At 36.9% G+C, this 21983-nt stretch carries 24 protein-coding genes; 1 reads left to right on the forward strand and 23 read right to left on the reverse strand.

Annotation, left to right across the window (positions count from 1 at the left end; translation table 11 throughout):
- Positions 1-40: 40 nt before the first annotated feature.
- The 23 genes from atpE to ACIQ4I_RS14315 form a co-directional block, all read right to left on the reverse strand.
- The gene (gene atpE / locus ACIQ4I_RS14205) at positions 41-253 is read right to left on the reverse strand and encodes a F0F1 ATP synthase subunit C (RefSeq protein ID WP_397537053.1); all 213 of its coding nucleotides are present in this window, start codon (positions 251-253) and stop codon (positions 41-43) included.
- Positions 254-331: 78 nt separating this feature from the next.
- Complete coding sequence (gene atpB / locus ACIQ4I_RS14210; protein ID WP_403097000.1) at positions 332-1045, reverse strand: F0F1 ATP synthase subunit A; 714 nt, start codon at positions 1043-1045, stop codon at positions 332-334.
- A 28-nt stretch (positions 1046-1073) separates the two neighbouring features.
- Positions 1074-1445, reverse strand: a complete 372-nt coding sequence (locus ACIQ4I_RS14215) for an ATP synthase subunit I (protein WP_403097002.1) — start codon at positions 1443-1445, stop codon at positions 1074-1076.
- Positions 1446-2099: 654 nt separating this feature from the next.
- Positions 2100-3218, reverse strand: a complete 1119-nt coding sequence (gene wecB / locus ACIQ4I_RS14220) for a non-hydrolyzing UDP-N-acetylglucosamine 2-epimerase (protein WP_403097004.1) — start codon at positions 3216-3218, stop codon at positions 2100-2102.
- 25 nt (positions 3219-3243) lie between these two features.
- Entirely contained in the window at positions 3244-3873 is a 630-nt protein-coding gene (gene upp, locus ACIQ4I_RS14225) for a uracil phosphoribosyltransferase (RefSeq protein ID WP_403097007.1), read from the reverse strand.
- A gap of 938 nt (positions 3874-4811) precedes the next feature.
- Positions 4812-6074 (reverse strand): serine hydroxymethyltransferase, encoded by a 1263-nt coding sequence (gene glyA, locus ACIQ4I_RS14230; protein ID WP_403097010.1) that lies wholly within the window; start codon positions 6072-6074, stop codon positions 4812-4814.
- Positions 6075-6094: 20 nt separating this feature from the next.
- Positions 6095-6643: a TIGR01440 family protein gene (locus tag ACIQ4I_RS14235; RefSeq protein ID WP_403097013.1), complete on the reverse strand. Its 549-nt coding sequence runs from the start codon at positions 6641-6643 to the stop codon at positions 6095-6097.
- Positions 6644-6667: 24 nt separating this feature from the next.
- A complete protein-coding gene (gene rpiB / locus ACIQ4I_RS14240) occupies positions 6668-7111 on the reverse strand; it encodes a ribose 5-phosphate isomerase B (protein ID WP_397537046.1) in 444 nt (147 codons plus the stop codon).
- Positions 7112-7419: 308 nt separating this feature from the next.
- The gene (locus ACIQ4I_RS14245; protein WP_403097015.1) at positions 7420-8712 is read right to left on the reverse strand and encodes a methyl-accepting chemotaxis protein; all 1293 of its coding nucleotides are present in this window, start codon (positions 8710-8712) and stop codon (positions 7420-7422) included.
- A gap of 2 nt (positions 8713-8714) precedes the next feature.
- Positions 8715-9155 carry a low molecular weight protein arginine phosphatase gene (locus ACIQ4I_RS14250; protein WP_403097017.1) on the reverse strand — a complete coding sequence of 147 codons (441 nt, stop codon included), beginning with the start codon at positions 9153-9155 and terminating at the stop codon, positions 8715-8717.
- A gap of 55 nt (positions 9156-9210) precedes the next feature.
- Entirely contained in the window at positions 9211-9708 is a 498-nt protein-coding gene (locus ACIQ4I_RS14255) for a manganese efflux pump (protein ID WP_403097020.1), read from the reverse strand.
- Positions 9709-9862: 154 nt separating this feature from the next.
- Positions 9863-10903 (reverse strand): L-threonylcarbamoyladenylate synthase, encoded by a 1041-nt coding sequence (locus tag ACIQ4I_RS14260; RefSeq protein ID WP_403097022.1) that lies wholly within the window; start codon positions 10901-10903, stop codon positions 9863-9865.
- A 101-nt stretch (positions 10904-11004) separates the two neighbouring features.
- The gene (locus ACIQ4I_RS14265; protein WP_403097025.1) at positions 11005-11622 is read right to left on the reverse strand and encodes a stage II sporulation protein R; all 618 of its coding nucleotides are present in this window, start codon (positions 11620-11622) and stop codon (positions 11005-11007) included.
- Positions 11623-11667: 45 nt separating this feature from the next.
- Positions 11668-12534 carry a peptide chain release factor N(5)-glutamine methyltransferase gene (gene prmC, locus ACIQ4I_RS14270; protein ID WP_403097028.1) on the reverse strand — a complete coding sequence of 289 codons (867 nt, stop codon included), beginning with the start codon at positions 12532-12534 and terminating at the stop codon, positions 11668-11670.
- Entirely contained in the window at positions 12518-13597 is a 1080-nt protein-coding gene (gene prfA / locus ACIQ4I_RS14275) for a peptide chain release factor 1 (protein ID WP_397537038.1), read from the reverse strand. The genes prmC and prfA overlap by 17 nt, the downstream gene beginning before the upstream one ends.
- A gap of 591 nt (positions 13598-14188) precedes the next feature.
- Positions 14189-14785: a thymidine kinase gene (locus ACIQ4I_RS14280; protein WP_397537037.1), complete on the reverse strand. Its 597-nt coding sequence runs from the start codon at positions 14783-14785 to the stop codon at positions 14189-14191.
- Positions 14786-14996: 211 nt separating this feature from the next.
- On the reverse strand, positions 14997-15197 hold the full coding sequence (rpmE, locus tag ACIQ4I_RS14285) for a 50S ribosomal protein L31 (RefSeq protein ID WP_403097031.1): 201 nt from the start codon (positions 15195-15197) through the stop codon (positions 14997-14999).
- Positions 15198-15423: 226 nt separating this feature from the next.
- The gene (gene rho, locus ACIQ4I_RS14290) at positions 15424-16707 is read right to left on the reverse strand and encodes a transcription termination factor Rho (protein ID WP_403097034.1); all 1284 of its coding nucleotides are present in this window, start codon (positions 16705-16707) and stop codon (positions 15424-15426) included.
- A gap of 135 nt (positions 16708-16842) precedes the next feature.
- The gene (glpX, locus tag ACIQ4I_RS14295) at positions 16843-17811 is read right to left on the reverse strand and encodes a class II fructose-bisphosphatase (protein ID WP_403097037.1); all 969 of its coding nucleotides are present in this window, start codon (positions 17809-17811) and stop codon (positions 16843-16845) included.
- 94 nt (positions 17812-17905) lie between these two features.
- Positions 17906-19198, reverse strand: coding sequence for a UDP-N-acetylglucosamine 1-carboxyvinyltransferase (locus ACIQ4I_RS14300; protein ID WP_403097039.1), 1293 nt, complete (start codon positions 19196-19198; stop codon positions 17906-17908).
- A 14-nt stretch (positions 19199-19212) separates the two neighbouring features.
- On the reverse strand, positions 19213-19860 hold the full coding sequence (fsa, locus tag ACIQ4I_RS14305) for a fructose-6-phosphate aldolase (protein ID WP_403097042.1): 648 nt from the start codon (positions 19858-19860) through the stop codon (positions 19213-19215).
- 89 nt (positions 19861-19949) lie between these two features.
- The gene (locus ACIQ4I_RS14310) at positions 19950-20804 is read right to left on the reverse strand and encodes a class II fructose-bisphosphate aldolase (protein ID WP_403097044.1); all 855 of its coding nucleotides are present in this window, start codon (positions 20802-20804) and stop codon (positions 19950-19952) included.
- A 97-nt stretch (positions 20805-20901) separates the two neighbouring features.
- Positions 20902-21261: a response regulator gene (locus tag ACIQ4I_RS14315; protein WP_403097046.1), complete on the reverse strand. Its 360-nt coding sequence runs from the start codon at positions 21259-21261 to the stop codon at positions 20902-20904.
- Between the two features lie 144 nt (positions 21262-21405).
- Here ACIQ4I_RS14315 and ACIQ4I_RS14320 point away from each other — a divergent pair, with 144 nt between their 5' ends.
- Positions 21406-21924, forward strand: coding sequence for a DUF2529 family protein (locus tag ACIQ4I_RS14320; RefSeq protein WP_403097049.1), 519 nt, complete (start codon positions 21406-21408; stop codon positions 21922-21924).
- The last annotated feature ends 59 nt before the right edge of the window (positions 21925-21983 follow it).

Below are 21983 nucleotides of genomic sequence, written 5' to 3' on the forward strand. Positions count from 1 at the left end.
TGAAATTTTCTTCGCCATTTTCATAAAACAATTAAGACGATTATTTGTTCATTACGATGAACGCAATAACTACTGCGATGATTGGAAGGGCTTCGACTAATGCTACCCCTACGAACATAGTTGTTTGTAAAAGACCTTTTAATTCTGGTTGACGCGCGATCCCTTCTACAGTACGACCTACGATAAGACCGTTACCAATACCTGCACCCAGTGCACCTAAACCAACTGCGATTGCTGCTGCTATTAAACCCATTTGAAATTTTCCTCCTTAGAAATTGTAATTTTGTTTGGTTGTTTGTTGTCTGGCATAATATACTAGACAAATTTATACTTAATGGTCATCGCTCACTTTGTGAGACATGTAAACCATTGTTAACATAACGAAAATAAATGCTTGGATTGACCCAACAAAGATCGAGAATCCTTGCCATAATAAAGCTGGAACAAACGCTGCTATGAATCCCAATCCAGCCCACTTAGTACCTAAACCTGCTAGTAAACCTAAAAGAATTTCACCTGCAAAAATATTACCATATAGTCGTAGACCTAAAGTTAATGTATTTGCAAACTCTTCGATGATTTTAATCGGGAATAAAAACGCCATTGGTTGTCCAAATCCACCGATATATTTTTTGAAACCACGTTGTTTTACACCGTAATAGTTAGTTAATACTAAAATCATAACGGCAAGAGTCATTGTAATAGTAGGATCAGCTGTTGGTGATTTCCACCATAATTCCCCATCCACTACAACAGATAACGGAAGACCAAGCATGTTCGCAACGAATATGAACATGATGAGTGTAATTCCAAGTACATGGAATCTACCACCTGTTTTCCAATCCATATTGTTCCCGATGATTCCTTTTACGAAGTCCATTACCCACTCCATAAAATTTTGCATCCCTGTTGGTTTTAACTTCATATTTCTAGTTGAAATGAAAGCAATTAAGAAAACAATAACAGCTGTAACCAGCAATACTAGAATAGTTGCCGGGTTAAATCCTAAGCCCAAAAACTCAAAATGCGGATTTTCATGTTGCACTGTGCATTCACCTCACTTTCAAATGTGCTTATTGGTTTTTTACATGAAATACAATCCTGTCTACTAAAAGCAGAACGTACGGAATCATTAGCCCTATGACAACACTCACTAAGTGAAAATATTCTGGCCAAGTAATTGCTACTGCTACAGCAGCAATACCGGATGCAAAGCGAAAGCCCGTTCCCATAGATGGTGCTTTTTTCCCTTCACTTAATGCTTGATCAAAACGTTCCAATCTTCGGACGAGAATCCAAAAGTTATAATGACCACAAAGCACACCTACTGCGAGACCAGCAAATACAGTTTTAAATGACGTAAATCCCCAGCCTAACACAAAAAATGCGAGCAAAAAAAATAGAACTTTCTTCTGCCTTGCAAAAATCTGATGCAATTCTAGCATTGGTCTTTAATCTCCTGAATCTTATTTTCCAATGATGGAAGTAGTAGCTGACCACCGAATGGATGTCGGATAAGCAGTATAACACTACACGTGGGGCGGAAGCCGTTTAAACTCACATTTGAGTTGAATCGGATCCAAATGGTGAGAGATAAGCTTTAATGATAAACCACCGTCTCATATGGACATCGAATAGACGTACAAAAACTGCTAAAATTTCACACGAAATATTATTCACTGCGAAATTAGTAGAAACTTGGTATCTAAAGAGTTTCCATGATAATTTTGAGCCATGAAACCCTTATCATTCTTACCCTTTGTAAGCATACAATAGTGAATATTTCATGTCAATTGCTTAGAGTGAAAAAGTTCACAAGTGGTACTATTTTGTCAAATTGTAGACAAATTTTGAACAGAAATTTCGCAATTGACACATTTCCGCCTAAAACACATAAAAAAACTACTCTACATTTTCTCTTAATAGAATTTGTAAAGTAGTTTTTTGATTTTATCCCGCATTAATGGGCAGTAATACCTCCATCTCAAGATTGAGAGAGAAACAAAGAAATTAGGTTGGGGATAACTGCCCGTAAAAGCCCGATTGGTTCAACTAACCATCGGTGAGGGATGAAGCCCCCCACTGACGGAAGTTTCACTTTATATTGTTGGTAGAAATGCAAGTAAAGATTCTACGATTCTTTCAGAAGCATGTCCATCGCCATATGGATTGGAGGCATGTGCCATTTTCTCGTAAGCCTTTTCATCTTCTAGTAATTCTTTAGCAAGTTTATAAATCGTGTCCTCATTCGTACCTGCTAATTTCAATGTACCCGCTTCAATGCCTTCTGGTCTTTCTGTCGTGTCTCGCAAGACAAGTACAGGTTTTCCGAGTGAAGGCGCTTCTTCTTGTACACCACCTGAATCTGTCAAAATCATATAGGATCTTGAAGCGAAATTATGGAAGTCAAATACTTCAAGAGGCTCGATTAAATGAACCTTTGTTTCTTCGCCAAAAATTTCACCTGCAATTTCACGTACAACTGGATTCAAATGTACTGGATAGACAACTTGGATATCGTCGAATTCTGCTAATAAACGTTTAATAGCGCTAAACATATGGCGCATTGGATCACCTAAGTTTTCGCGTCGATGTGCTGTTAGTAAAATCATTCGATCTTGACCAATTTGGTTTAAAACAGGATGTTCATAATTATCACTAACAGTAGTTTGCAATGCATCTATTGCCGTATTACCAGTGACGAAGATACTCTTCTCCACCTTATTTTCAAGAAGCAGATTTTGTTTAGCTTGTTCAGTTGGTGCAAAATGAATATCTGCCATTATCCCTGTAAGCTGACGGTTCATTTCTTCTGGATAAGGAGAATACTTATTACCAGTTCGTAATCCAGCTTCTACATGTCCAATGGCAATTTGATTGTAAAATGCAGCTAAGCTTGCTACAAATGTGGTCGTCGTATCACCATGAACAAGAATAATATCAGGTTTTGCTTCTTTTATGACAGCATCTAAACCTTCAAGTCCTCTTGTAGTAACATCGATTAGTGTTTGACGATTCTTCATAATGTTCAAATCAAAATCAGGTGTGATTTGAAATGTTTCGAGTACTTGATCTAACATTTGTCGATGTTGAGCTGTTACTGTAACAATTGTTTCAATTTCCTCTGGATGCTTTTTAAGTTCTAATACAAGCGGAGCCATTTTAATAGCTTCAGGTCGAGTTCCGAAAACCGTCATTACTTTCCACTTTTCAGACAATTTCTACGCACCACCTAAGATTGTATTATTTTGTTCCAAATAAACGGTCACCAGCATCGCCAAGACCTGGAACAATATAACCGTGATCATTTAGTTTTTCGTCTAAAGCTGCAATGAAAATATCGATATCAGGATGTTGTTCTTGAATTGCTTTTACACCTTCTGGAGCAGCAATTAAGCACATGAATTTAATATTCTTTGCACCACGTTTTTTAAGTGAGTTAATAGCTTCAATTGCCGAGCCACCAGTTGCTAGCATTGGGTCAACAATGATAAAGTCACGTTCTTCTAAATCTGCTGGGAATTTTGCATAATATTCTACTGGTTTTAATGTTTCTGGATCACGGTATAAGCCAATATGAGCTACTTTTGCAGCTGGGATTAATTTTAATACCCCATCTACCATACCTAAACCAGCACGAAGAATTGGCACAATTGCAATCTTCTTACCACTTAATACTTTCGTTTTTGTTTTTGTAACAGGTGTTTCAATTTCGATTTCTTCAGTTGGTAAATCACGAGTGATTTCAAATGCCATAAGTGTTGCTACTTCGTCTACTAGTTCGCGAAATTCTTTTGTACCAGTGCTTATATCACGAATATATGTTAGTTTGTGTTGAATTAATGGATGGTCGAATACGTATACTTTACCCAAGGTAATCTCTCCCTATTTAATATTATCTTGCTTATTATAACAGAAAAAAAACAGACTTATGTAATTTGATTTTGCTTTTTTATAATTACCTTAATTCGCTTCATAATTTGTTTGCTTACTCCATTGGTAAATAGCTAAAGTTTCAGGTTACCTATATGCAACCTTTATTTATTAAACTCTTTGCAATATCCTATTCATACAGTCAGCTTTAAGCGTCCTTTACTTTGCATAAATATAGTGAAAACCCCATACTATCAATTATTTACTTGAAATCCGGTAGAATCCTCTCGCTTTCCGCGGACGAACCATCGAGCCTCCTCCCTCGCTTCGCTCAGTCCGGGGTCTCGATTGGCTCGTTTTCCCGCAGGAGTCGAGAGGATTCTACCTTATATATGCACTTTCAATAGGCATACAACCTAAATAAAACAATAAAAAAAGAATCCATTTCTGATAAGGTTAAAAAGCTAATTAATAACCAAGTAAAAGAATTCTTATAATGGCTACATTGCCTCACATAACATTCGATTTCAATCATTTAAACTTCGGATAACTTTCGATCCTTAATGATGATATCCCGCATCATTAAAGTCTTCTAATCCGATATATTCTATAATTTCTATTTTAATGTTTTGGTTCAATTTGATATTACTTGAGATTACTATAAACAAATATCATGTGTGTTTATTATCCATTTTTATCCATCAAAAAACCAGTTGATCAACCAATACCCGCTACGTGCAGGGTCTCGACTCCCACGCTTTTCCCGCGGGAGTCGAGCAATCCTCCGCTACAATCAATAACCAACGAGACACAAGCACCTTGAAAGTATGATTACAGAAGAATATTCTTCCTATTTTATCCTAACCAACACGCTTGAACTAATAAATTACAAAAAAAGCTACCTTTGCAATAATACAAAGGTAGCTGGTCATTCGGAATTATTTTGAATAGATTGGGTGATTATCTGTTAAAACTTTCACTCGTTTAATCGCATCTTGTTTTACTACTTCATCTTCTGGATTTTTCAATACAGAAGAGATAATTGAAGCAACTTCTTTCATGTCTTCTTCTTTAAAGCCACGAGAAGTAATGGCTGGTGTACCAACGCGAACACCTGAAGTGACAAATGGACTTTCTGGATCAAATGGAATAGTATTTTTATTTGCAGTAATATTCACATCATCTAATAGTTTTTCAGCAACTTTACCAGTTAGACCTAGAGAACGTACATCTAAAAGTAATAGGTGGTTATCTGTACCACCTGATACAAGTTTAATACCTTCTGCTTGTAATGCTTCGCCGAAAACTTTTGCATTTTTTACAACTTGCCTGATGTATTCTTTGAATTCAGGTTGTTGTGCTTCACCAAATGCAACAGCTTTACCTGCGATTACATGCATCAATGGACCACCTTGAATACCAGGGAAGATGGATTTGTCAATTTTCTTACCCCATTCTTCTTTACAAAGAATAAGACCACCACGTGGACCACGTAATGTTTTGTGAGTAGTTGAAGTCACAAAGTCTGCATATGGTACAGGATTTGGATGTTCACCTGCAGCTACAAGACCAGCAATATGTGCCATATCCACCATGAAATAAGCGCCTACTTCATCAGCGATTTCGCGGAATTTAGCAAAATCAATTTTACGGGGATAAGCAGATGCACCAGCAACGATTAGTTTTGGTTTGTGATCAATTGCTTTTTGGCGAACATCTTCGTAATCGATTACGTTGGTATCTTCTGTTACACCATATTCCACAAAGTTATATTGAACACCAGAGAAGTTTACTGGGCTACCATGTGTTAAGTGCCCACCATGAGATAGGTTCATACCTAAAACAGTATCGCCTGGTTCTAAAATTGTGAAGTACACAGCCATATTTGCTTGTGCACCAGAGTGTGGTTGAACGTTTGCATATTCAGCACCAAAGATTTCTTTTAGACGATCACGTGCAATATTTTCCACAACGTCCACATGCTCGCAACCACCATAGTAACGTTTGCCAGGATAGCCTTCAGCATATTTGTTAGTTAATACAGAGCCTTGAGCTTCCATTACCGCTTCAGAAACGATATTTTCGGATGCGATTAACTCAATATTTGATTGTTGACGAGCAAATTCTTTTTCCATTGCTTCAAATACCGCTTTGTCTTGTGACGCTATGATTGACTTTTCTTGTGCTGCAAGATTTTCCATTACACCTATTCCCCCTATTTTCACTCTTTGTTATATATAGCTCTCTCGCCGCCTATTAATTTAGGACGAGTTTTCGCAACTGTCACGACTGCATCTCCAATATGTGAGATTGAAGTACGGACAGGAACTGCCACTTTCTTCAAATGCATACCAATCAATGTTTGACCTATGTCAATGCCTGCATGCGCTACAATTTCTTCTACTACTACTGGATCATTGAATTGACTATACGCATAAGTAGACATCGAGCCGCCAGCAGTTCGAACTGGAATAACAGAGACAGGCTCTAGTCGATATTGCTCTGCTACAGCTCTTTCTATTGTTAAGGCGCGATTTAAATGTTCGCAACCTTGAAACGCTAAATATATTTCATGTTTATCAGCAAAAGCTTTTAAAGGCTTATATAATGCTTCTGCAATTTCTAAGCCACCTGCTGTGCCAATTTTTTCGCCTTTTACTTCTGAAGTTGAGCAACCTACGACAAATATTTGGCCATTTCGAAAGGTAACTTGTTGTTCAAATTCTGATAGCAGCGTTTGTAGCTGTTCTTCAATTTGTTTTAAGTTCATCTCTTAAGACCTCAAATCTGATTATTATTCTTGTTCTTCTAAAGCTGTGATTTTGCTGATACGACGTTCATGACGTCCACCTTCAAAATCAGTTGATAGCCAAGTTTGAACAATTTCACGTGCTAATCCAGGACCGATTACTCGTTCCCCCATTGCTATCACATTTGAGTTATTGTGACAACGTGTTGCTTTTGCACTGAATACATCATGTACTAATGCACAACGGATACCTTTTACTTTATTTGCAGTAATAGACATACCAATACCTGTACCGCAAATTAATATGCCACGGTCAAATTCGCCACTAGCAACTCCATTTGCAACTGGTAGTGCATAGTCTGGGTAATCTACTGAATCAGATGATTTTGGACCGAAGTCTTCATAGCTAATACCTAGTTCTTCCAATAAAGCTATAATTTCTTTTCGTAAGTTGTTACCGCCATGATCTGATGAAATTGCAATTTTCAATGGTTTCCCTCTTTTCAATTGTTCTATTCATCATCAGTGTACCACTTCTATATGTATAATGACATATTTTTCACTTAATTGCGATAGGGAAGTTTCAAAAATACGAATAATTTGTAATTCTGAAGCCAAATTTAGGCTCAAAACACCAAAAAACACGAATATATTTCCGTTTATTTGTTTTATTAATTCGCGTTTTAATGTTTTTCGTTGTATGGATGTTAAAGAGAGAGAGAAAAGAGACTTATATTGATTGAAATGATGTTTACGCACTAAAAAAGTGTGGAGAATAGATCTCCACACTCTTTTACCTAGCGTTCAAATTGTTGAATCATTTGGTATAGTTCTTCGGATTGTTTCTTTAACATTTGTGATAGTTGGTCGATTTGTTCAATTGACCGAACCTGTTCATCGGTTGCACTTTGAACTTCTAGTGCACCTGCAGAAGTTTGTTCTGCTATTGCCGCTACTTCTTGAGATTGATGAGCTGTTTTTTCGATGTTATGCAATTGCTTACCAACAAATTCAGAGATTTCTACAATCGAGTCTGCCATATTGCTAACCATTTCGGCCATATCATCGACTGCTGATGTTGTTTCAGAAATACGAGCTACTTCACCTTCTGCAAAATCAACTTGTTCCGTCATTTTACCAACAACTGTTTGAACATCTAGTTGGATGGTTTGGATCAGTTGTGTAATGCCCTTTACAGCTTCGGCACTTTCATCTGCAAGTTTGCGAACCTCTTCGGCTACGACAGCAAAACCTTTACCGTGTTCTCCTGCTCTCGCTGCTTCTATAGAAGCGTTTAGAGCGAGTAGGTTGGTTTGTTCTGCAATATCACCGACAAGTTGAATTATTTGTTCTACTTTTAATGCATTTTGTTCAAGTTGGTGTATATCTTGAAGTGCTAATTGATTGCCCGATGCAATTTTTTCAATACCTTCAACTAGTTGGTTAATTGCATTTGTTGTGTGTTTTAACCCTGACATCATTTGTGCTGATTGATTAGATGACGTCATAGCACGTTGATTTACTTCTTCTGCTAACGAGCGTACATCCTCTAGCGCTTCCGCCGTTTCTTGTATGGCGATAGCTGAACTCGAAGCACCTTCAGAAATATTCGATATTGTTTCAGCGATTGATTCTGTCTGTTTTGATGCTTGTCCTGTTTCTTCTGATAGATTTAGGACGGTAGTGTTCGTTGTTTGGAAGTTTTGATTAATACTTGAAACCATTTGACGTAGACTCACAAGCATTGTTTGGAAAGCTTCTGATAGTGAACGAATTTCATCTGAGCTATTCGGCATTTCTATATCTTTGCTGATTTTGCCTTCAGCAGCTTCGATTGCAACATTTTCAAGCTTTTGTAATGGTTTTACCAATAAAGAACTAAAGACACCCGCTAATATACCGGACCATATAACTCCTAGTACATATGTAATTATTTCAAAAACTGTTTTCTTTATATTCGGGAAAAATTGAGGTTGCAAATACTCGATAAAGAAGAAACTTACGCTATATGTAATCACTGCTAATATCGTTACAAATAGAATGAGTTTCTTTTTTAAACCAAAAGAATGTCGCTCACTTTTTTTTGCCATGGTTATTCCTCCAATAAGTTCTTTTCAAGTGCATCCATTAATCTACTAAGTTCTTGGAAAGTGCCACGATATGTTGACATATCTCCTCCAAACGGATCAAATACATCCAGATCATTATTTTCAGTTACATATTCTTTAAATGTGAACGTTTTATCTGCTACTTGAGGAAATCCTTGTAAAAGCGCTTCCTTATGCCCATTGGTCATTGTTAATATTAAATTTGCCCATTTTAGATCTTCTAGGTTAACTGTTTGCGCAGTATGATCATAGTTAATGCGCTGTTCTTTTAAGACTGACTTTGTGTTCTGTGACATAGGACTTCCAGGCATAGCGTATACCCCAGCAGATTTCACTTCAACATTTTGTATATTTCTTGATTTTAATATGGCCTCTGCCATTGGACTTCTACATGTATTTCCTGTACATACAAAATAAATATTCATCGTGCACCTTCACCCTTCATTATATATTAAAATACAGTTAAAATGTTCTATTTTTTTATAAATTAAATGAAAAAACACCCATCAAAAGTAATGAAATCCCAGCAATTATTTGTAAGTAAGTTCCTATTCTTATTGGGATTTTTTTGTTTAATACTAATGCTATATATGAAAATAGAAATGCAAATGCTCCCATACTACAAATGAGTAATGTTTCTTGTAATTGAAGCATACCAAAAGATACACTGACTGAAAAGGTATCTAAACTTGTGGTAACGGCTAATATTATTACTGGGATTTGTGCAGGCTTACTGTCTTTCGCTGCTAATAATAGATGTACGCCAATCATACTTAATAATAAACCTGAAATATTTTGAGCGATGTTTGATATATATGTAGCTAACCATTCACCTACATGGAAACCAATGAAGGGAAAAATCATATGAAGAGCACCTGTCCATAAAGAAAGCCAAAAGCGATATTTCATTTGTGGCAACAGTAAATAAATCGTCAAAACATCAATCGCTGTGATAATAGCGGCAAGAATTTCTGGCACAATTTCCCTCCGTCCTTTAGGAATCTCTTTTATCCTATGTATCGAAGTTCATTAGTTATACCGTTTATATATCGTAAATTAAAAAGCCCCTTTATGATTATTCATAAAGAAGCTTTGAAATAAATGTGCTATTTAGCCATCAATAAAAATCATTCTATTGCTTTTGAAAATCTTTTATATACCATTTGCTACCTGCTGATTTTTCTAGGCGATTCATAATAGCTGCACCTACACCGTCTGTTGAAGTAACAGTTGCTAATACAATATCTGCAGCTGTCAAATCACATGCGCGCAATGCATGGAAAAGATTTGCCGCCATATCTTGTTTAGAGTCTCCAAATGTAAAGAACCAATCTGAATTCAGATGTTCAAAACTTTGTGGTGCAAGCAACGCTACTTTATGACCTTGTTGTTGCAATTCTTTAATAGCCTCTAAAACTTGTTGTTCATCTTGTTCTATTAAATATACAGGTGCATTTGGTGCATAATGTGTATATTTCATCCCTGGAGCGCGAGGTGCACCTGCCTTTTGCTCGATATGAGTTGGTTGCTTAACTTGGCCAATTACACTTTCAAACATTTCCTTTGTAATAGCGCCCGGTCTTAAAATGACAGGAGTTTCTAATGTAAGATCAATGACGGTTGATTCTACACCGATACCAGTTGCTCCTCCATCTAAGATCATAGGGATTTTACCTGCTAAATCTTGTTCAACATGAACGCCTTCTGTTGGACTAGGCTTCCCACTACGGTTGGCACTTGGAGCAGCTACAGGTTTTCCTAGCTTTTGTAAAAGTTTCAATGCAACTGGATGATTAGGCATGCGAATACCAACTGTATCAAGACCTGCTGTTACACTAGCTGCTAATACATTTGGTTTTGCTTTGAAAATCATCGTTAAAGGACCTGGCCAAAACGCATCCATACATTTTCTTGCTTTATATGAAATATTATCCACATAATTTTCAAGTTCATCGAAAGTACCAATATGGACAATAAGCGGATTATCTGATGGTCTTCCTTTTGCAGAATAGATTTTTTTGACTGCTGTTTCATTTGTAGCTACGGCACCTAGTCCATAAACTGTTTCTGTTGGAAAAGCAACTAGCTCTCCACTAGTTAACAAATTCACAGCTTGTGAATAACTTTTTTCGGAATCCACATTGTTATCCACAATGAGACGTTGTGTTTCCATGTCATTTCCTCCCTATATATAAGAGTTTTCAGAAAGTTATACACAATTTGTTGATAACATTGTGAATAATGTGGACAATTTACCAAATATTGTGGGTAACTCTAATCTTCAAAAAAGCTCTTAAACCATTCGATAATAAAAAATTTCGGCTTTTCTTCTTCTTCCTCTTCTACTTTTTCCTTTGATTCTTCATCACGATAGCAAACCTTTGGAAATAAGCCGCACCACCAATTATCTCCCTTACCAGCACCAATTGTCACGACAATTGCTTGATACTTATCTTGTGCATACATTTTGTAATCATCGCGTTTTGGTGGAAATAATGCATTCGTTGTTGTGATTTTTATCTGTTCATTCCCCATTTCTGGGGATAACTTATTTTTAATTTGATTTTCAATTGTTGATAAGTTCAGTTCTGTGGATGAATTTTGTTGTACGGCCTTTTCTAAAATCGGTTTAATCTTTTCCACTAACTGATGTTTATATTGTTGGTCCGATGCAGAATTACTATTGGCAATGATGCGAAATCTTGGCTGCTCTAGTTCTGTGCTATATTGCTGAGTTAAAAAGCCTTGTATAATAAGAAGTACCAATTGTATAAGTAAAAGCGAAGTTATAAATTGTAAAAGTATATTCACTTGTGATTGTTTTTTTGGTTGTTTAATAGTGTAGTAAGATAATTCTTGCGGTTGTTTAATAGCGTTATAATCTTCTATCATATTGTATCCCCTCCATGACTCTATCATGGACAAAGAGATTACTATTTATTCACCTAATTCACAAAAAACCATACGATTTTTTCCGTTTATATCTTGTAAAATATCAATTTTCGCCTGTGGAAAACTTTCTTTAAACAATGTAGCAACTGCTGACCCCTGTGCATAACCTATTTCCACACCTATAAAACTAGGTTTCGTCATTAAGTTTGGTAGATTCTTTGCTAGTCTTTTATAAAGTGCTAGTCCCTCTTCTTCTGCAAAAAGTGCTGTGTGAGGTTCATGATCAAGCACCACTTCTGACATTTCTTTTGCCTCATCGTATGCAATGTATGGAGGATTGGAAAGTACGACTTGCCATTTCTGCTGTTCAATTGGCGCCGTTAAATCTCCCTCTTCAAAATGAATAGTTGCCTCCAGCGTCTCTGCATTCTTCATAGCTACGTTTAAAGCATCTATTGAAATATCTGTTGCTGTTACATTTAAACTTGGTATTTCCTTTTTCATCGTGATCGCAATTGCACCACTTCCAGTACCAATATCCGCTAGTTGAATAGTAGGCTTGTCTCCAAAAATACGCTTTATACGCTTCGCAGCTTCTACGATTAGTTCCTCTGTTTCAGGTCTAGGAATTAGAACAGATTCATTAACCTTAAACGGCCGACCATAAAATTCTTCCTCACCTATAATATACTGAATTGGCATCCCTTTTGCGTGAGATTCAAGCATTTTCCAAAAATCTTCACAATCTTCTTCCGTAATTTCATCACGCATGCTTGTTAGTAAATCCGTGTACGATTTTTTTAATACATGTTGTAATAGCAATCTTGCAGCTACTTCTTCTCGACCATTATCCCTTAAAAAAGAAGAAGCCCCATTCAGGGCCTCATAAACAAAATTAAATTGTTGTGTCATTTAATGCATCCAATTTTTTGGCTTGTTCTTCTAAGATCAAAGCATCGATAACGTCATCTAGTTTACCTTCAATAATTTGGTCGAGTTTTTGAATTGTTAAACCAATGCGGTGATCTGTCACTCGGTTTTGTGGATAGTTGTAAGTACGGATACGTTCTGAACGATCCCCAGTACCTACTGCTGATTTACGTTCTGCATCGTATTCGCTTTGTGCATCTTGTTGTAATTTATCATAAACACGAGCACGAAGGACTTTCATCGCTTTTTCACGGTTTTTCAATTGAGAACGTTCATCTTGCATGGCAACAACGATACCTGTTGGAATATGTGTCATACGAACTGCAGATGCTGTTTTGTTGACGTGCTGACCACCAGCACCTGATGCGTGATAAATATCTACGCGAATATCTTTTTCTTGAAGATCTAATTCCACTTCTTCAGCTTCTGGCATAACAACAACAGTTGATGTTGATGTATGAACACGTCCCTGTGATTCAGTTTCCGGTACACGTTGTACACGGTGTGCACCACTTTCAAATTTGAATTTAGAATAAGCACCTTGACCGTTAATCAAAAAGACGATTTCTTTATATCCACCAAGTTCTGTTGGGTTTGCGTTCATGATTTCAATCTTCCAGCCTTGTGTTTCAGCATATTTGCTATACATACGGAATAGTGAGTTTGCGAATAGTGCAGCTTCATCACCGCCAGCAGCACCACGAATTTCCATAATAACGTTTTTGCTATCGTTCGGATCTTTTGGAATTAATAAAATACGAAGGCGTTCTTCGAAATTTACGATTTGTTTTTCTAAACCGTTAACTTCTTCCTTCACCATTTCTTTCATTTCTGCATCTAATTTATCTTCTAGCATTTCTTTTGCATCTGCTAATTGTTCTTTTGCTGATTTGTATTCACGATACACTTCTACAGTTTCTTGAATATCAGATTGTTCCTTTGAATACTTTGCTAATTTTTTTGAGTCAGATACGACATCTGGATCGCTTAGAAGTTCGTTTAGTTTATCATAACGATCTTCAACAGCTTGTAGGCGATCAAACATTATTTTTCACCTGTACCTTTCTTTAATCAATTTATTAATTTGTATTTCTTATATGTGCTGTCACGTGTTAATACATAAATTCTTATTTATTTCTATCCAGCTAAGGAGAATAGAGCCTCGTGTATTCACATTAGGTGAACCTGATAGCCGTTGTTCCTGAGGTTACTATTCCCCCCCAGAAAACATTTGCAACTGGACGTGGCGACTTTAAGGATATCCATCTCTAAACAGTCCCTAGCAAGACGAAAGACGCTTTCGATTTGGATTTGCAATAGCTTATCTATTCTGGATAAGCCACTTCCACTTTTATATGCTCCTTAAATAGTATAATGAAAAAAAGTTGCTATCGCTACTCTTTTAGAACATCAAGACTGCTATTTTGTGTTTTTCTTGATATTTTGAGTCTTTTTATGTATAGCAATATAAAGCAACTAATTCAATTTTGGATTTTAATACTCTAGTTAAACGCATACTCAAGGTTCTATTAGCTCCGCTCGGCTTTTGTTTAGCACTACACAAAACTTCATTTGTACTACTCACCTGATATAAGATAAAAGAGGGGTAGCAATTTGCCACTCCTCTTTCTTTGCATTACTCAGCCATATTTGTTTGACCTGTTGGTACTGCATGGTGATGGCGGCAACGAGGTTCATAAGCTTCTGCAGCCCCTACCAGAATAACAGGATCATCAGCTTTTGCAGGTTGTCCATTAATCAGTCTTTGTGTTCTACTTGCTGGTGAACCACAAACACTACAAACAGCTTGTAGTTTTGTCACTTGCTCAGCAATCGCCATTAATTCTGGCATTGGACCAAACGGAACACCTTTGAAATCTTGATCAAGTCCAGCTAGTATTACACGATAGCCGTGATTAGCCAACTTCTGAACGGTTTCAATAATATCTTCTTCAAAGAATTGTGCTTCATCAATTGCAACAACATCAAAATCATCTGTAAGATAATTCCACATTTCAGTAGACTTTTCAATTGGATGGGCAATTACCGTTGCACCATTGTGACTAACAACTGCTTCTTCGCTATATCGATTATCAATTTTCGGCTTAAAAACGGCAATCTTTTGTTTTGCAAATTGTGCTCTGCGCACACGTCGAATCAATTCTTCGGACTTTCCTGAAAACATACTGCCACAGATTACTTCAATCCAGCCATTTTGAGTCATAACGTACATTGACTAGACTCCTTTCGAAACGTATATCCATCATCATACCGAAAAAAATACTTGATTTCCGCTCTTTTTTTTCGGTAAATAATATGTTATGTGTGATGTATTTATTATTTAAAACAACGAGCTCTATACTACACGAAAATACTTTTTGTCGCAAGAAAAATACCTGCCTTGCAATGAATTGCTAGGCAGGTATTTTTGTGTTCTAGATAAATTATTTAAGACCGTATTTTTTGTTGAAACGATCCACACGTCCATCAGCAGACGCGAATTTTTGACGGCCAGTATAGAATGGGTGGCAATCGCTGCAAAATTCAACAACGATGTCTCCTTTAACTGAACCTGTTTTGAAAGAATTACCACAAGAGCAAGTTACTGTAGCTTCTTTGTATTCTGGGTGAATTCCTGGTTTCATGTTTGGTATCTCCTCTCGCCCTGAACCATCTGGAACAGAGTATTATCGAACTGTTGCCTTACACGACCCAGATTAGTTTGTCGCATATGCAACGCGTATGAAATGCATTATCCGTAGTATAACAAGAATCCTAAAAAGGTGCAACTACTTAATATTAAAATATCGCCATTTCTTATAAAAATATTTTATTATAAATGCATTAATACTAATGTATGTGGGATTTCACTTAAATTAAGCCTTTACCATTTCGTGCAGCTTTCATATCTGTATTCAATGTTTCAAAGAATTCTTCGTTCGTTTTTGTATTACGCAATTTTTTTAGGAAGCGTTCTGCAAAATCTGGTGAGTCTGAGAATGTTTTGCGAATTGCCCAAAGTTTATCAAGTTGTTCTTTTGGAATTAACAATTCTTCTTTACGAGTACCTGAACGTCGAATATCGATTGCTGGGAAAATACGACGTTCTGCTAGACTACGATCTAGATGTAGTTCTAAGTTACCAGTACCTTTGAATTCTTCATAGATTACCTCGTCCATACGTGATCCAGTATCAATAAGAGCTGTTGCTAAAATCGTCAAGCTACCGCCTTCTTCAATATTTCGTGCAGCACCAAAGAAGCGTTTCGGTCTATGGAATGCCGCTGGATCAATACCACCTGATAATGTACGTCCACTTGGAGGGATTACTAGATTATATGCACGTGCAAGTCTTGTAATCGAATCCATCAGAATAATAACATCGCGTTTATGCTCTACAAGTCGCATTGCTCGCTCTAAAACAAGCTCTGCTACTTTTACATGATTTTCTGGTAATTCATCGAACGTCGAACTAACAACATCTGCTTTTACTGAACGCTCAATATCCGTTACTTCTTCTGGTCGTTCATCGATTAATAGAACGATTAATTCAGATTCAGGATATTTCTCTGTAATTGCATTGGCGATCTCTTTTAAAAGTAATGTTTTACCTGCTTTTGGTGGTGCTACGATTAAACCTCGTTGTCCGAAACCAACTGGTGCAACTAAATCCATAATACGTGTGGATAGTTTTGTAGGTGTTGTTTCTAGTTTGACATGTCGATCTGGATATAGTGGCGTAAGCGCTGGAAAATGCACGCGTTCTTTCGCTATCTCAGGATCTTCACCATTTACTGCTTCCACATGCAAAAGACCGTAGTAGCGTTCATTTTCTTTCGGTGGGCGGACTTTTCCCGTTACTTTATCACCATTTCTAAGGCTAAAACGGCGAATTTGGGATGCTGAAATATAGATATCTTCTGAACTTGGTGAATAGTTGATAGGGCGCAAGAAACCAAAGCCCTCTTGTTGGATAATTTCTAAAACACCTTCCATGAAGAAGTAGCCTTCACTTTCAGCACGTGATTTTAGAATTGCAAAAATTAATTCTTTTTTAGTCAACTTTCCATAATATGAAATTTTGTATTCTCGCGCAAGCGCATACAAGTCCTTTAATTTCATATCTTCTAGTTGAGAAATTGTCATTGTCGTCATAGGCATAACACCACTCTTAATATAATATTGTTAAGAAAAATAATTCGAAATATGGTATGTGAGTTTTACGAGTTTTTGAATGGAATGAACATTAAGAAGAAGCCCGGCTGATGCCGGGCAAGTAAAAATTGAAGTTTAGTCTTGCATAAATAGTTTTGGTTTTTTAGTCAAACTATGTCTGCCTTCGATAAAACGAACAGTTCCTGATTTTGCACGCATTACGACTGATTCGGTTGTACAGTGACCACCTTTAAATTGGACACCTTTCAATAGTTCGCCGTCTGTTACTCCAGTTGCAGCAAAGATTGCGTCATCACCTTTAACTAAATCATCCATTTTCAACACTGTATTGACTTCGATGCCCATTTTATGGCAACGTTCTAATTCTTCATCATTTGAAGGAATAAGTCTACCTTGGAATTCTCCCCCAAGACATTTTAGTGCTACAGCTGCGATTACGCCTTCTGGTGCACCACCTGTACCAAATAGGATATCAACACCTGTTTCATCAAATGCAGTGTTTATAGCTGCTGCTACGTCACCATCTGAGATGAATTTAATACGAGCACCAGCTGCACGAATTTGATCAACGATTGGTTGGTGACGTTCACGATTTAATAATGTGGCCACAACGTCTTCGATATTTTTATTTTTTGCTTTTGCTACTGCACGTAAATTGTCAATAACAGATGCTTCAATATCGATTTTACCTGCTGCTTCTGGACCAACTGCGATTTTTTCCATATACATATCAGGTGCATGGAGTAAGTTACCGCGATCGGCAATTGCTAATACTGTTAAAGCATTACCACTTCCTGCTGCTACGATGTTAGTACCTTCTAGTGGATCAACTGCGATGTCAACTTGAGGGCCTTCTGGATCAGAGCCAAGTTTTTCACCGATGTAAAGCATTGGCGCTTCATCCATTTCGCCTTCGCCAATTACAACAACTGCATCCATTGGAATTGAATCAAATACTTGGCGCATTGCTGTAGTTGCTGCGTCATCTGCTTCCATTTTTAATCCACGGCCCATCCATCTTGCTGAGGCGATTGCTGCCGCTTCTGTTACACGTACTACTTCCATTGATAAACTGCGTTTCATTTTTTACTGTTCCTCCCGTTTTCCTGTCTTTTTGACTGGAATCGTTTCAAACTAAACCTATTATAGCACACAGAACTTTGTCTGCGGATTTTTTTCAGTTTGATCTATTGGTCACACTGTTTTTGGAGTCTGGTTCGATTGTTTCTCTGTAAATATCTGCACCTAAAGCTTGTAATTTAGCGATAATATCGCTATAACCACGCTCGATGTGATAGATATCGTGAATTTCTGTTTCACCTTTAGCAAGTAATCCAGCAATAATTAAAGCAGCTCCTGCACGTAAATCTGTTGCAGTAACTGTAGCAGCCTCTAACTTGCTCGGACCTGTAATAATAGCTGAACGTCCTTCTACTTTTGCATTTGCATTCATTCTGATAATTTCATCGATATGTTTGAAACGAGCAGAATAAACTGTATCTGTAACTATAGAAGAACCATTTGCTTGTGTTAATAGAACAGTAAATGGTTGTTGTAAATCTGTTGGAAATCCTGGGTATACCAATGTTTTAATATCAACTGATTTCAAAGCATCTGTTTTCGGAATGATAATTCGTTCTTCCTCTTCGATTACCTTTACGCCCATTTCACGTAATTTTGCTGTTACCGCTTCTAAATGTAGTGGAATTACATTATCAATAATCACACCATCACCTACTGCAGCAGCCATAATCATATATGTTCCTGCTTCGATACGATCTGGAATGATTGTATGATTAGTACCATGCAATTCTTCTACACCTTCGATACGAATAACATTCGTACCTGCGCCTTTGATCTTTGCACCCATATTCGTTAATAATGTAGCAACATCAATAATCTCAGGTTCTTTTGCTGCATTTTCAATTACTGTTTTACCTTTTGCTAGCACAGCTGCAAGCATAATATTAATCGTAGCACCTACGCTACTCACATCTAAGTAAATTTTGGCACCATGTAGTTCTTCTGCACGTAGATAAATAGCTCCGTGCTCATTTGTAACTTGTGCACCTAAAGCTTCAAATCCTTTGATATGTTGGTCAATTGGGCGTGGTCCTAAATGACATCCTCCTGGTAGGCCAATTACTGCTTTTTTAAAACGACCTAGCATAGCACCCATTAAGTAATATGAAGCACGTAGTTTTTTGACATTACCATTTGGTAATGGCATATCAATCATTGGACGAGGATCAATTACCATGTGACCGTCTATAAATTCAACTTCTCCGCCAATTTCTTCAAGTAAGGCCTTCAACGTCCATACATCTAAAATTTCTGGTAATCCTTCAATAGTTACAGGAGAATTAGCCAAAATAGAAGCTGGTATTAGAGCAACTGCACTGTTTTTAGCGCCACTAACTTTAATCGTGCCTTTTAAATGTTTTTCTCCTGCAATTTTATATACGTCCATTTGAATCTCCTTATTTATTTATCTTTATTTGCCCAATCTTTCATGAAACCTTCAATCCCTTTATCAGTCAACGGATGATTAAATAATTGTTTTAATACTTTAAATGGTGTAGTTGCAACGTGTGCACCTGCAAGAGCAGCTTCTGTAATATGTTGTGGATGACGAATTGAAGCAGCAATGATTTGAGTTGGAAGTTCATGAATTGCAAAGATTTCAGCAATTTCGCGTACTAATTCTGTACCCTCTTGACCGATGTCGTCTAAGCGGCCTAAGAATGGAGAAACATAAGTTGCGCCTGCACGTGCTGCAAGTAATGCTTGGTTTGCACTGAAGATTAGTGTTACGTTCGTTTTGATACCTTCTTTAGAAAGTGTTGAACATGCTGTCAAACCTGCTGGTGTCATTGGTAATTTCACTGTGATATTTGGTGCAATTTTAGCTAGTTCGTGACCTTCTTTAATCATACCTTCAGCATCTAATGAAATTACTTCCCCGCTAACTGAGCCATCTACTAAGTCAGCAATTTCTTTTAAACGATCATGGAATGAAACGTTTTTTTCTTTCGCTACTAAAGATGGGTTTGTTGTAACACCAGAGATAATCCCCCATGCGTGTGCTTCTTTAATTTCTTCAAAATTTGCTGTATCGATGAAAAATTTCAATTTATATTCCTCCTGAATGATGGAAAAATGGAGAAGATCCGACTTCACAATCGATATCTTCTCCCATTTCTCTCTACTAAAATATATGCTTAAGCTTGTTGAGAGCTACCGAATTCGCGCATTTTGCCAATAACAGTTGCTTTAATCGCTTCACGAGCTGGTCCTAAGAATTTACGTGGATCATAAGCTTGTTTATCATTGTCCAAGAATTCACGAATCACTTTTGTAGCAGCGATTTGATTTTCAGTGTTTACATTAATTTTCGCAGTTCCTAAAGAAATAGAACGTTGAATATCTTTTGTAGGTATACCAGTACCACCATGTAGTACTAATGGAAGCCCAGCTAGTCCTGAGATTTCTTCCATTTCTTTGAAGCCTAAGTTTGGTTCACCGTGGTATGGACCATGAACTGAGCCAAGTGCTGGTGCTAAGCAATCAATTGAAGTTGCTTCAACCATTTTACGGCATTCTTCTGGATCGGCATACATGATACCACCAATAACGCCATCCTCATCACCGCCTACTGTACCAAGTTCTGCTTCAACTGATACGCCATGATCATGTGCGTATGCTACAACTTTTGAAGTGATTTCAATGTTTTCTTCGAAAGGATGGTGAGAAGCGTCGATCATTACAGATGTGAAACCTGCATCTACTGCTTCTTTACATTTTTCGAAGCTAGAACCGTGATCTAAGTGAATTGCTACTGGTACAGTTGTCTTGTAACTTTCCATTAGCCCTTTAACCATTTGAACTACAGCTACAAAGCCGCCCATATATTTTCCAGCGCCTTCAGATACACCTAGAATTACTGGTGATTTTTCTTCTTCTGCTGCTTGTAGAATTGCTTGAGTCCATTCAAGGTTATTAATGTTGAATTGACCAACAGCATATCCATTTTCTTTTGCTGTAATTAACATTTCTTTCATTGAAACCAAAGCCATTAGTAAATCCTCCTTTAGGATGTAGGATGGTATTATTAAATTGAATAATATCACTATCATAATAACAAAAAGAATAAGTATTGACCACCGTCTATACTTATTCTTTCAATAATTTGTTAATCGTATCCCTTACCTCAAAGATATCAAATGGCTTCGTGAAAAAATGATTCGCTCCAAGTTCCTTTGCATTGCTAATTACGTCCATATCACTATTACCTGTCATCATGACCACCGGTAGTGATGAAAATAGTTTTTTAATATGTTTTAAAATTTCTAATCCGTTCATACCCGGAATCTTCATATCTAGTAAAACACAATCCAACCCAGTGTTTTCTATATATTGAAGTGCCTCTGTTCCATTTGAAGCTAAAAATGTTTCATAACCCTCATTTTTAAAGACTTCATTTAGCAGTAATAGTATGCCTTGTTGATCATCGACGATTAATATTTTTTTCACTATACTCTACTCCTTATTGTGCCATACATATATAGTATTCGTGTCTACCTTTTTTTCTCCTGCATGAAGTACAAAAAATCTACATTTTCCAATTTTGCAATTAAAATCATCCATCTCTATAATTAACTTCATGAGGTGAATAGAATGTTAAAAATGTTATCTACTCAAGTTGGTGGATTACTTCAGCGAGTTGCTACTAATCAAGAAGAAGCAATAGAAGAATCTGCACGCTTACTAGCTCAAGCTGGTGTCGGAGATGGCGTGGTTTACTTTGCTTGCTTTGATGAATTACAAGCAATTGAGATCAACGCTTTAAATGCGGCTGAGCCTTATAAAAAATTACGTCCTTGGACAAAAGATGTGGAAATTGTAGATTTAGATCGTGTATGTATTTTCACTCGTCATGCCAATCATTCAGATGCTTTGGCATTAGCACATACTTTATATGATAATTTTATTCCTTTTGCTGTCGTTGCAGGTGAAAAGGTGGAAGACGCAGGTGAAATGGCTGATTTGGCATACACTTATATTTCATTAGGTATTAATAAAGGTTTGTTACCAAATGAGTTAGGCGAACGTATTGTATTACCACATACGATAGCAGCATTATTTATCTACGAAGCAATTAAAATGTCCTATGATGAAATGCTATCAGGTTTATAGTATAGATGAACCCCTTCTTTTTGGAGTTCTCTGTTAAATGTTGGACATCAAAATATCTT

Source organism: Rummeliibacillus sp. NPDC094406 (assembly GCF_044763875.1).
Classification (GTDB): Bacteria; Bacillota; Bacilli; order Bacillales_A; family Planococcaceae; genus Rummeliibacillus.

Bases quoted from the DNA above. Each gene is read 5' to 3' on its own strand.
- atpE (WP_397537053.1), bottom strand. From the start codon at position 253: ATGGGTTTAATAGCAGCAGCAATCGCAGTTGGTTTAGGTGCACTGGGT.
- ACIQ4I_RS14215 (WP_403097002.1), bottom strand. From the start codon at position 1,445: ATGCTAGAATTGCATCAGATTTTTGCAAGGCAGAAGAAAGTTCTATTT.
- glyA (WP_403097010.1), bottom strand. From the start codon at position 6,074: ATGGAAAATCTTGCAGCACAAGAAAAGTCAATCATAGCGTCACAAGAC.
- ACIQ4I_RS14235 (WP_403097013.1), bottom strand. From the start codon at position 6,643: ATGAACTTAAAACAAATTGAAGAACAGCTACAAACGCTGCTATCAGAA.
- ACIQ4I_RS14245 (WP_403097015.1), bottom strand. From the start codon at position 8,712: ATGGCAAAAAAAAGTGAGCGACATTCTTTTGGTTTAAAAAAGAAACTC.
- ACIQ4I_RS14250 (WP_403097017.1), bottom strand. From the start codon at position 9,155: ATGAATATTTATTTTGTATGTACAGGAAATACATGTAGAAGTCCAATG.
- ACIQ4I_RS14260 (WP_403097022.1), bottom strand. From the start codon at position 10,903: ATGGAAACACAACGTCTCATTGTGGATAACAATGTGGATTCCGAAAAA.
- ACIQ4I_RS14265 (WP_403097025.1), bottom strand. From the start codon at position 11,622: ATGATAGAAGATTATAACGCTATTAAACAACCGCAAGAATTATCTTAC.
- prmC (WP_403097028.1), bottom strand. From the start codon at position 12,534: ATGACACAACAATTTAATTTTGTTTATGAGGCCCTGAATGGGGCTTCT.
- prfA (WP_397537038.1), bottom strand. From the start codon at position 13,597: ATGTTTGATCGCCTACAAGCTGTTGAAGATCGTTATGATAAACTAAAC.
- ACIQ4I_RS14280 (WP_397537037.1), bottom strand. From the start codon at position 14,785: ATGTACGTTATGACTCAAAATGGCTGGATTGAAGTAATCTGTGGCAGT.
- rpmE (WP_403097031.1), bottom strand. From the start codon at position 15,197: ATGAAACCAGGAATTCACCCAGAATACAAAGAAGCTACAGTAACTTGC.
- rho (WP_403097034.1), bottom strand. From the start codon at position 16,707: ATGACGACAATGACAATTTCTCAACTAGAAGATATGAAATTAAAGGAC.
- glpX (WP_403097037.1), bottom strand. From the start codon at position 17,811: ATGAAACGCAGTTTATCAATGGAAGTAGTACGTGTAACAGAAGCGGCA.
- ACIQ4I_RS14300 (WP_403097039.1), bottom strand. From the start codon at position 19,198: ATGGACGTATATAAAATTGCAGGAGAAAAACATTTAAAAGGCACGATT.
- ACIQ4I_RS14310 (WP_403097044.1), bottom strand. From the start codon at position 20,804: ATGGCTTTGGTTTCAATGAAAGAAATGTTAATTACAGCAAAAGAAAAT.
- ACIQ4I_RS14320 (WP_403097049.1), top strand. From the start codon at position 21,406: ATGTTAAAAATGTTATCTACTCAAGTTGGTGGATTACTTCAGCGAGTT.